Origin of the sequence: Nonomuraea sp. NPDC049758 (assembly GCF_040674635.1) — a bacterium.
GTDB lineage: Bacteria > Actinomycetota > Actinomycetes > Streptosporangiales > Streptosporangiaceae > Nonomuraea.
Genome location: NZ_JBFAMZ010000063.1, coordinates 1 through 1,794, shown reverse-complemented (window position 1 = coordinate 1,794; position 1,794 = coordinate 1). Strand labels below are relative to the sequence as shown.

Annotated in this window: 1 protein-coding gene and 1 pseudogene; one reads left to right on the top strand and one right to left on the bottom strand. The window is 66.1% G+C overall.

The genetic code is table 11. The annotated features are described in order from the left end of the window. Positions 1-77: 77 nt before the first annotated feature. Positions 78-692: pseudogene (locus AB0J46_RS51880) on the bottom strand (transposase); the annotation flags it as partial. 14 nt (positions 693-706) lie between these two features. Here AB0J46_RS51880 and AB0J46_RS51875 point away from each other — a divergent pair. After that, positions 707-1,669: a hypothetical protein gene (locus AB0J46_RS51875; RefSeq protein WP_364344932.1), complete on the top strand. Its 963-nt coding sequence runs from the start codon at positions 707-709 to the stop codon at positions 1,667-1,669. Positions 1,670-1,794: the final 125 nt, after the last annotated feature.

The window sequence follows — 1,794 nt, the reverse complement described above, 5'->3', positions numbered from 1 at the left end:
GTTCGGCCGCGCGAAACTCGACCTGCTACGCAAACGCATCCTGCGTCCCGCCTAGATCACGCAATCTGCGACAGAGCCCGCAACTTCACATGGATCGCATCGACGAAGATCACCGGGTAGACGGGGTCGAGCGGCCGGTTCTGCCACTCGGCCATCCCCTCCAGCACCTTGTCAGTGATGGTCGAGATGGTCTGCTTGGACACCTCGGCGCCGTACACCTCGGCCAGGTGCGCGGAGATCTCACCGGTCGTCAGGCCCTTGGCGGCCAGCGAGATGACCATCTCATCGACGCCGGACAGGCGCCGCTGCCGCTTGCGCACGATCTTCGGCTCGAAGCTGCCGTCCCGATCGCGCGGCACGGTGATCTCGACCGGCCCGACGTCGGTGATGACCGTCTTGGAGCGGGCGCCGTTGCGGCTGTTGGTCGTCTCGCCGCCGGAGCGCTGGTGCTTGTCGTAACCGAGATGGTCGGTGATCTCGCCTTCCAGCGCGGATTCCAGCACCAGCTTGGTCAGCCGGCCCAGCAGCCCGTTCTCGCCGACCAGTTCCACGCCCTCGGCCCGGGCCTGGTCGACCAGCCGGGCCACCAGCTCCCGATCCGAATCCTTGGCGTTGCTGCCCTTGGGCTGCTTGCGCGCCACGTCGGTGTCCTCCAGGTCGATCTCCGTCGATGCCTGGATCACAGTACTCATCAGGTGCGTTCTCCTTGATCAGGAGTTACACCAGTGACCGTACAGTCCCGATTGAGGTGACGGAGTACGGGGCGTTCCCGGGAACCTTCATCGGCCCCGGTGGGCAGCGCCACCCAGTGACCGTCGAGTGGTTCGACATCGATGACCCGGACGAGACATCCGACAGCCCCCTATGCGCGTCCTGGGGCCTGCCCGCCAAGGGGGCGGAGCAGACGTACGAGTCCCTCATCGGGGCACTGGAATCCGGCGGCAGCCTGAACCGGCGCGGCCGGGCACTGGCCGGATACGCCGCCGGCTACCTCGCCGCAGACGCCACAGACCTGCTGCGGATCGAGGCCGCCGCCGAACCAGGCGGCCCCGTACTTGATGATGAACTGCACCTACTGGTGCGCAGTTGGAGGAGGACGTGGCGAGTGTCGCTGGGCTCCGCCCCGATCGCCTCCGATGGCCCCATCGAGGCCGAGTACCGAATCGCATGCGTCACGGCGCTTTTGCGCCAATTCCTCACTGTCAACAACACCGACGCGGTGACATTCGAGGTGAGTTTCGGAACTCACGACGTCGACCTCGACGTCTCTGATCCGTACGACGCCTTCCGGACAGGCTGGTCAGGAGACGGGCACTGGCTGATCGCCGAGGAGGGCGACGACGGGGACGACGACGTCCTCTGGCCGCTGGACGCAGCCTCCCTGGAGACCGTGCTGGCCGAGTCGGAACGGAACATCGTCCAAGCGGCCCGGGCCACTGGCACGCTCTGGGAATTCGACGATACGACCCCCGAGATTCCCGGCGACGAACTCGTCTCCTGGCTGGCCCGCGACCTCTACGAGACGATCGCCACTGGGGTCGCCGGCCCTTCCGGACCCCTACTCGCCTTCGCCAAGAAGTTCCCCCTCGATGAGGTTCTGTGCGGCGAAGGGGATTCATGCCTCCTCTTGGTCGGCCCGGAGCGCACTGCCCTCGTCTACGTCAGCTGAGCGTCGCCGGCGAGTACACCACCCCGGGCCGTCTAGTGGCCCGTCACCGAATCTTGGACGGGTAATTGATCTCCAGCGGTGAACCCGCCAGGCTTGCTGCCTCTTCGATATTGGGAGGTGGTCGT